Raw genomic sequence first — 6,802 nt, 5'->3', positions numbered from 1 at the left:
CTCAGAGGATAAGTGAGCTCGCCCAGTAAACTGAATTCATCATGAAGAGCGGCAAGAAGATGCTCTTTCGCATCCCCCTCAATTAGCGCTTCGACTAAATCGACCTGGAATTGACGTAAAGCCTGTAATTCTTCATGAGCAATACGTCCATCTTTGCCTAGCGCTTCAAGGAAAGCGATTAGACGGTTGGTTGTTTTGCCCGCTGCTGACACGACGATCAGGTCGTCGGGTTGCGAATACTCTTTTAAAATACCGGTTACGCGACGGTAGCACTCTGGATCGGCTAGGCTGCTTCCACCAAACTTATGTAATTGACGCTGAGTAGTCATTAGCAAGATTCCTTAGCTTTTGTAAATGCATGTTCAAGGTCGCGAATAAGGTCGTCTGCATCTTCTAATCCAACTGAGAGGCGCAGTAGTTGCTGTGACACTCCAGCTTCCGCAAGTGCCTCTTCACCCATTGCACGGTGTGTCATGGAAGCTGGATGACAGATTAGACTCTCGACACCACCAAGAGACTCGGCTAAAGAGAACAGCTCTAATTGCCCCACAAAGAACTTCAGTTGCTCGAAGCTGCCCGCAAACTCAAAGCTGAGCATTGAGCCAAAACCTGTTTGCTGTTTCTTAGCGATGTCGTGGCCTGGATGCTCTGGAAGACTAGGGTGGTAGATGGTGCTCACTAGGTCTTGAGTTTGTATGAAGGTCAAAATCTGACGCGAGCTCTCTTCATGGACTTTCATGCGCGCCCCGAGGGTACGAATACCGCGCAGTGTCATATAGCTATCGAATGGCGTTCCCGTAGCCCCGATACAGTTCCCCCACCATGCAAGCTCTTCTGCATGCTCTTCGGTTTTGGTTATCACAACTCCGCCGATGACGTCAGAGTGACCATTGATATACTTTGTCGTCGAGTGAATAACAAAGTCAGCGCCAAGCTCTAAAGGCTTTTGGAATATCGGTGTCAAAAAGGTGTTGTCGACTGCGACAAGCGCGCCAACTTGCTTAGCTTTCTCACACACACTCGCAATATCGACAACGCGAACTAGCGGGTTAGATGGCGTTTCAAGCAGGATTAGTTTTGGTTTCTTGGCGATGGCGGCATCTAAAGCTTGTTGATCCGACTGGTCGACGAACTCAACGTTGAAGTCACCTTTGTTAGCGCGAGTATTGAATAGACGATAGGTACCGCCATAGCAATCGTGAGGCGCAATGATCAAGTCATCAGGGCCTAAGAAAGCGGAAACCCATAGGTTAAGCGCTGATGTCCCGCAGTTTGTAACTACTGCACCTTTACCTGATTCAAGTTCAAACAGAGCTGTTTCCAGTAAGCCTCGGTTAGGGTTACCCGAGCGGGTGTAGTCGTATTTTGGAACATCGCCAAATGCAGGGAAACCATAGTTCGTCGAGAGGTAAATCGGTGGAACAACAGCATGATGCTGAGTGTCAGATTCGATACCAGTACGTACCGCGATAGTAGCAGGTTTGCGGGGGCTCATAAGTGTTTCCTTTCGAACTATAGTGACTTCTATGTGGGAATGCGCTATACCTTTATCTTGTTAGATATATGTTATTCCTATCCCATTCCCTCCACTTTACTTGTCATTTTTGTGGCCGTCAACACTTCTAGACGTCTATATGTCTTTGCTTGTGGCTATAAATACCGCTAAAATTAGGGTTTCTATTTTTAACCATAATTATTAATGAAAGGTGCGCAATGGCAGATTGGAATGGCGAATACATTAGCCCATATGCTGAGCATGGAAAGAAAAGCGAACAAGTAAAGAAGATTACCGTTTCTATTCCATTGAAAGTATTGAAGGTTTTGACTGATGAGCGTACACGTCGTCAGATTAACAACCTACGCCATGCAACAAACAGTGAGCTACTGTGTGAGGCATTTTTGCATGCTTACACAGGCCAACCACTACCAACTGATGAAGATTTGCGTAAAGACCGCCCAGACGATCTGCCTGCAGAAGTTAAAAAACTAATGACAGAGATGGGAATTGAGTTCGAATCTTTCGACGAATAATAAAAATTATCGCGCCAAAATTTTCGCACGCTGACGAAGTTTCGATTCAAAAAAACCGCTGACAGTGCAGCGGTTTTTTATTGGTACTAGAATCGTTACCCTGCCATGTAGTTTTCAGGCATTTCAATACGAGCAACCCCAGAATCAACTGCTGCTTGAGCAACCGCTTTAGCTACGCGCGGAAGTAGGCGAGGGTCCATTGGCTTAGGAATGATGTAACCTGGGCCAAACGATAGTGCATCAACACCAGCTGCTGACAGTACCTCTGCAGGTACCTCTTCTTTTGCTAGTTGGCGAATCGCATCTACCGCTGCCAGTTTCATCTCATCGTTGATCTCGCTAGCGCGAACGTCTAGTGCGCCACGGAAGATGAATGGGAAACAAAGCACGTTGTTCACTTGGTTAGGGTAGTCACTGCGGCCAGTACCCATGATTAGATCATTGCGGACTTCATGTGCCAACTCTGGTTTGATTTCTGGATCTGGGTTTGAACATGCAAATACGACAGGTTTGTCAGCCATTAACTGCAGCGCTTCAGGAGAGAGTAGATTCGGCCCCGATACACCAAGGAACAGATCTGCGCCTTCGATAACGTCTTCTAAGGTGCGTTTATCAGTGTTATTGGCGAACAGCTGTTTGTATTCGTTTAAGTCATCACGACGAGTATGAATCACGCCTTTACGGTCAAGCATGTAGATCTTCTCACGCATCGCGCCACACTTAATCAGTAGCTCCATACAGGCTACTGCAGCTGCACCAGCACCTAAACAGACGATAGTCGCTTCTTGCAGCTTCTTACCTTGAAGCTCAATTGCGTTAAGCATGCCCGCAGCAGTAACAATCGCAGTACCGTGTTGGTCATCGTGGAAAACTGGTACATCACAGCGTTCAATTAGCTGCTTTTCGATCTCAAAACAGTCAGGAGCCTTGATATCTTCTAGGTTAATGCCGCCAAAGGTATCAGCGATGTTGGCGACTGTATCAACAAATTCTTCAATGGTGCGGTGTTTTACTTCAATGTCGATGGAATCAAGGCCAGCAAAACGCTTAAATAACAGAGCCTTGCCTTCCATCACAGGTTTGGACGCAAGAGGACCTAAGTTGCCCAGACCTAGAATTGCGGTACCGTTGGAAATAACAGCAACCATGTTGCCCTTTGATGTGTACTTGTAAACATTGTCAGCATTTTGAGCAATTTCGCGCACAGGTTCGGCTACACCAGGGCTATAGGCGAGAGCAAGATCTTTGGCCGTTTCTGCTGGTGTGGTAAGAGCGACTTCAATTTTACCTGGGGTAGGGTAAGCATGGTAATCCAACGCTTGCTGGCGAAACTGTTCTTCTGGGGATAATTCTTGACGATCGTCGGCTGACATAAGTATACGTACTCGTTAATTATTATTAGGAAAGGGGAATCCATTCTAGATTAACTAAGTCAAGCTGCCTAGGTCAAAGTGCGAGCTGAAGCTATAAAATGTGGTAAATGACTGGAGATATGACCAGATGAAAAGAGATATGCCTAGTTAAGGTGAGTTTGAACAATGAAATTATCTGATAAATGGTCGTAGTGGCATACGCTGAAGACAAAAAAGGACGCTTGAGCGTCCTTTTTAGATTCGGATAAGAAGAAATTACTTCTTGCTTGATAGAGCACCGAAACGCTTGTTGAAGCGATCAACACGGCCGCCAGTATCAACGATACGTTGCTTACCAGTGTAGAATGGGTGACATTTGTCACATACGTCTAGGTGGATAGACTCTTTAGCTAGAGTTGAGTTGAACTCAAAAGAGTTACCGCAAGAACAAGTCGCTTTTACTGCTTTGTATTCTGGGTGGATACCAGCTTTCATGGGAGAACCTCTAAATATAGGCCGTGTCGCTATCCGAATCTCAGCCGGACACCACACGTAGTTAATAAAAAACTTAGTTTGATACCGCTGCTATTAAGCTAGCCATATCACTAAGGCGCGATATAGTAATGAATAGCTGGCTTAGGATCAACCTGTTTAGGGCTTAAAGTGCTACTTTATTAACCTAAATTGTTGTGCGGGCGCAATTCTCTGTCTCTTTCCCCTAGGTTAGTTTTCCCTTAGACTAACGAACGTTACCTTTCACTGAGCTCTATAGCTGAATTATGCGACCAACAATTGCGCGCGTGGCATTGCCTGTACCGCTAGATAAACAGTTTGATTATCAGATCCCTAGCCACCTATTTCCAATTGTCGGTGGGCGTGTTTCTGTACCTTTTGGCCGTCAAACTTTAGTTGGTATCGTGATGGCTTTGGTGAACGAGTCAGAGTTCAGTATTGATAAGTTAAAGCCTATCAAGCAAGTCTTAGATAACCAGCCAGTTTGGCGGGAGACACTCTTCTCTTTGCTAAAGTGGTGCAGTCAGTTCTATCAACACCCCCTTGGCGACACTCTCTTTAATGCTCTGCCTAGCGCTTTACGTAAAGGTAAGCCTGCTGACTTCGCCACGTTGGTTGAGTGGCAGTTGACGTCAAGTGGCCGAGATCAGTTGATGCACAACTTTGGTCGTGCGGTAAAGCAGGCTCAAGTGATGCGTATGCTGGAATCTGGTGCAGTTCCACACCAGCGTTTTATCGACGAAGAGATCACCTCTTCTGTATTGAAGGCGCTTGTGGAAAAAGGCTGGATTGAGTCTGTAGAGAAAAAGCCAATCATTAGAAACTGGTGTAAGGACGTTGAAGCATCGGTTGATAAACCTAAGCTAAATTCCGAGCAGGCAGTTGCTATTGCGACGGTAAACAGCAATCAAGGTTTTGGTTGTTACTTGCTTGAAGGTGTGACTGGATCCGGTAAAACGGAGGTCTACCTAAATCTCATTAAACCCGTTTTAGAACAAGGTAAGCAGGCACTGGTTCTTGTACCTGAAATCGGTTTAACGCCACAAACTATCAATCGCTTTAGGAAGCGCTTTAACGTTCCCGTGGAAGTGATTCACTCGGGGCTAAATGATACCGAGAGGCTAAATGCGTGGCTCAGTGCCCGTGACAATGCGTCGGGAATAGTTATTGGTACCCGTTCGGCACTGCTTACACCGTTTGCCAGTTTGGGCATTATTATTGTCGATGAAGAGCATGACTCATCGTATAAACAGCAAGATAGCTTGAGGTACCATGCCCGCGATGTTGCGGTTATGCGCGCCAATAAGGAAAACATTCCTATTGTACTAGGCTCAGCGACACCTGCTTTAGAGACACTGCACAATGCGTTATCTGGAAAGTACCATCACTTAGTACTGTCGTCGCGAGCGGGGAGTGCAACTCCAACCACAAACAAAGTTCTCGATGTCAAAGGGCTCTATTTAGAGAGTGGCTTGTCAGCGCCTTTGATTGCCGAAATGCGCCGTCATTTAAAAGCGGGTAATCAGGTGATGCTGTTTTTGAATCGCCGCGGTTACTCTCCCGCTTTGATGTGTCACGAGTGTGGCTGGATCGCGGAGTGTAAGCGTTGTGATGCTTACTACACCTATCACCAGAATAGCAATGAAATCCGTTGCCACCACTGTGGTTCACAGCAGCCGATTATTCATCAATGTCAGGGCTGTGGCTCAACCCACTTGGTTACAGTAGGTGTTGGTACGGAGCAGTTGGAAAAGCAGCTTGCAGAACTCTTTCCTGAATTTAAGACGATACGAATTGACCGCGACAGCACGCGACGTAAAGGCAGTTTAGAAAATGCTCTGGGCGCGATCCGCAATGGTGAATATCAGATTTTGATTGGTACTCAAATGCTGGCAAAAGGACACCACTTTCCTGATGTCACGCTGGTGGCACTATTGGATGTGGATGGCTCACTGTATAGCAGTGATTTTCGCGCGTCTGAGCGTCTGGCGCAGCTATTTATTCAAGTCGCAGGCCGTGCAGGCCGAGCGAGTAAGCAAGGTGAGGTTGTTTTGCAAACTCATCACCCGGATCATAGCCTACTGCAAGCTTTACTAACTAAAAGCTATCGTCACTTCGCTGAAACAGCTTTAGAGGAACGGAAATTAGCGCAGTTACCTCCTTACTCGTTTTTGACTCTGTTTAAAGCGGAGGCGAATAATTCCCAGTTAGTTGAAGATTTCTTACGTCAGGTGAGACATACCCTGGAAGCACATCCGCTGTTTGATCAGTACTGCCAAGTGCTTGGACCAACCCCTGCGCCATTAGCCAAGCGTGCAGGTAAATACCGTTGGCAGTTACTGTTACAAACTCAGAGTCGATCTGTGATGCAGAAGCTACTTACCAGTGCAAGACCAGTGATTCAGATGTTGCCGAATGCCAAGAAAGTGCGTTTGAGCTTAGATATAGAACCACAAGATCTTAGCTAACTTGCCCGAGCTCGATGGTTTTGTTGGCTAAATCATCGCAAGTCACCATTAGAATCTTAGAGCTATTCACACCTTTTTCATTTATTTGTGATTAAGATCTCATATAATGGATCGTTTTTGTTAAATATCCCGTAACTTTGTGTTTTGAAATGAATAAACTAGGTCTTGTGCAATATGTTGCTTCCCAGTCATGCTGTGAGAGTTAAACGTTTGCGTAACGAAGATCAATTAGAAGATAGGCATTTTAGCCTGCGTTTCGACATCAACTTAGTGTTTAAGCTAGGGGGATGTATATCAACTAGAGGCTTAGGTGGCTTGTAAGCTACCAACTTGGAAATGAAGAGGGTTAATAAAATATGGCGACAATGAAGGATGTTGCCCAGCTTGCGGGAGTTTCAACAGCGACAGTGTCGAGAGCGCTAATGAATCCTGAAAAGG

Annotated in this window: 7 protein-coding genes; 3 read left to right on the top strand and 4 right to left on the bottom strand. The window is 46.0% G+C overall.

The window, feature by feature from the left end:
- A partial coding sequence (locus QTO00_RS11775) for an amino acid kinase family protein (protein WP_443088921.1) occupies nt 1-329 on the bottom strand: 329 nt, incomplete at its 3' end.
- A complete protein-coding gene (locus QTO00_RS11770) occupies nt 329-1,495 on the bottom strand; it encodes an O-succinylhomoserine (thiol)-lyase (RefSeq protein WP_331424985.1) in 1,167 nt (388 codons plus the stop codon). The genes QTO00_RS11770 and QTO00_RS11775, both read right to left, overlap by 1 nt.
- 218 nt (nt 1,496-1,713) lie before the next feature.
- On the opposite strand from QTO00_RS11770, the gene metJ reads away from it, so the two are divergent.
- A complete protein-coding gene (gene metJ, locus QTO00_RS11765) occupies nt 1,714-2,031 on the top strand; it encodes a met regulon transcriptional regulator MetJ (protein WP_004743257.1) in 318 nt (105 codons plus the stop codon).
- 95 nt (nt 2,032-2,126) lie between these two features.
- On the opposite strand, the gene QTO00_RS11760 is transcribed toward metJ, so the two are convergent.
- The gene (locus QTO00_RS11760; RefSeq protein WP_331424984.1) at nt 2,127-3,404 is read right to left on the bottom strand and encodes a malic enzyme-like NAD(P)-binding protein; all 1,278 of its coding nucleotides are present in this window, start codon (nt 3,402-3,404) and stop codon (nt 2,127-2,129) included.
- Between the two features lie 255 nt (nt 3,405-3,659).
- On the bottom strand, nt 3,660-3,878 hold the full coding sequence (gene rpmE, locus QTO00_RS11755; RefSeq protein ID WP_004743259.1) for a 50S ribosomal protein L31: 219 nt from the start codon (nt 3,876-3,878) through the stop codon (nt 3,660-3,662).
- A 284-nt stretch (nt 3,879-4,162) separates the two neighbouring features.
- Between rpmE and priA the strand changes: the two genes are divergently transcribed.
- Both priA and QTO00_RS11745 read left to right on the top strand, forming a co-directional pair.
- Nucleotides 4,163-6,364: a primosomal protein N' gene (gene priA, locus QTO00_RS11750; RefSeq protein WP_331424983.1), complete on the top strand. Its 2,202-nt coding sequence runs from the start codon at nt 4,163-4,165 to the stop codon at nt 6,362-6,364.
- Between the two features lie 356 nt (nt 6,365-6,720).
- On the top strand, nt 6,721-6,802 hold an 82-nt coding region (locus QTO00_RS11745), incomplete at its 3' end, for a LacI family DNA-binding transcriptional regulator (RefSeq protein ID WP_331424986.1).

This window comes from Vibrio sp. M260118 (genome assembly GCF_036533755.1).
Lineage (GTDB): Bacteria > Pseudomonadota > Gammaproteobacteria > Enterobacterales > Vibrionaceae > Vibrio.
Note: the sequence above shows the minus strand (reverse complement) of the source record. Positions and strands in the feature narration are given on the sequence as shown.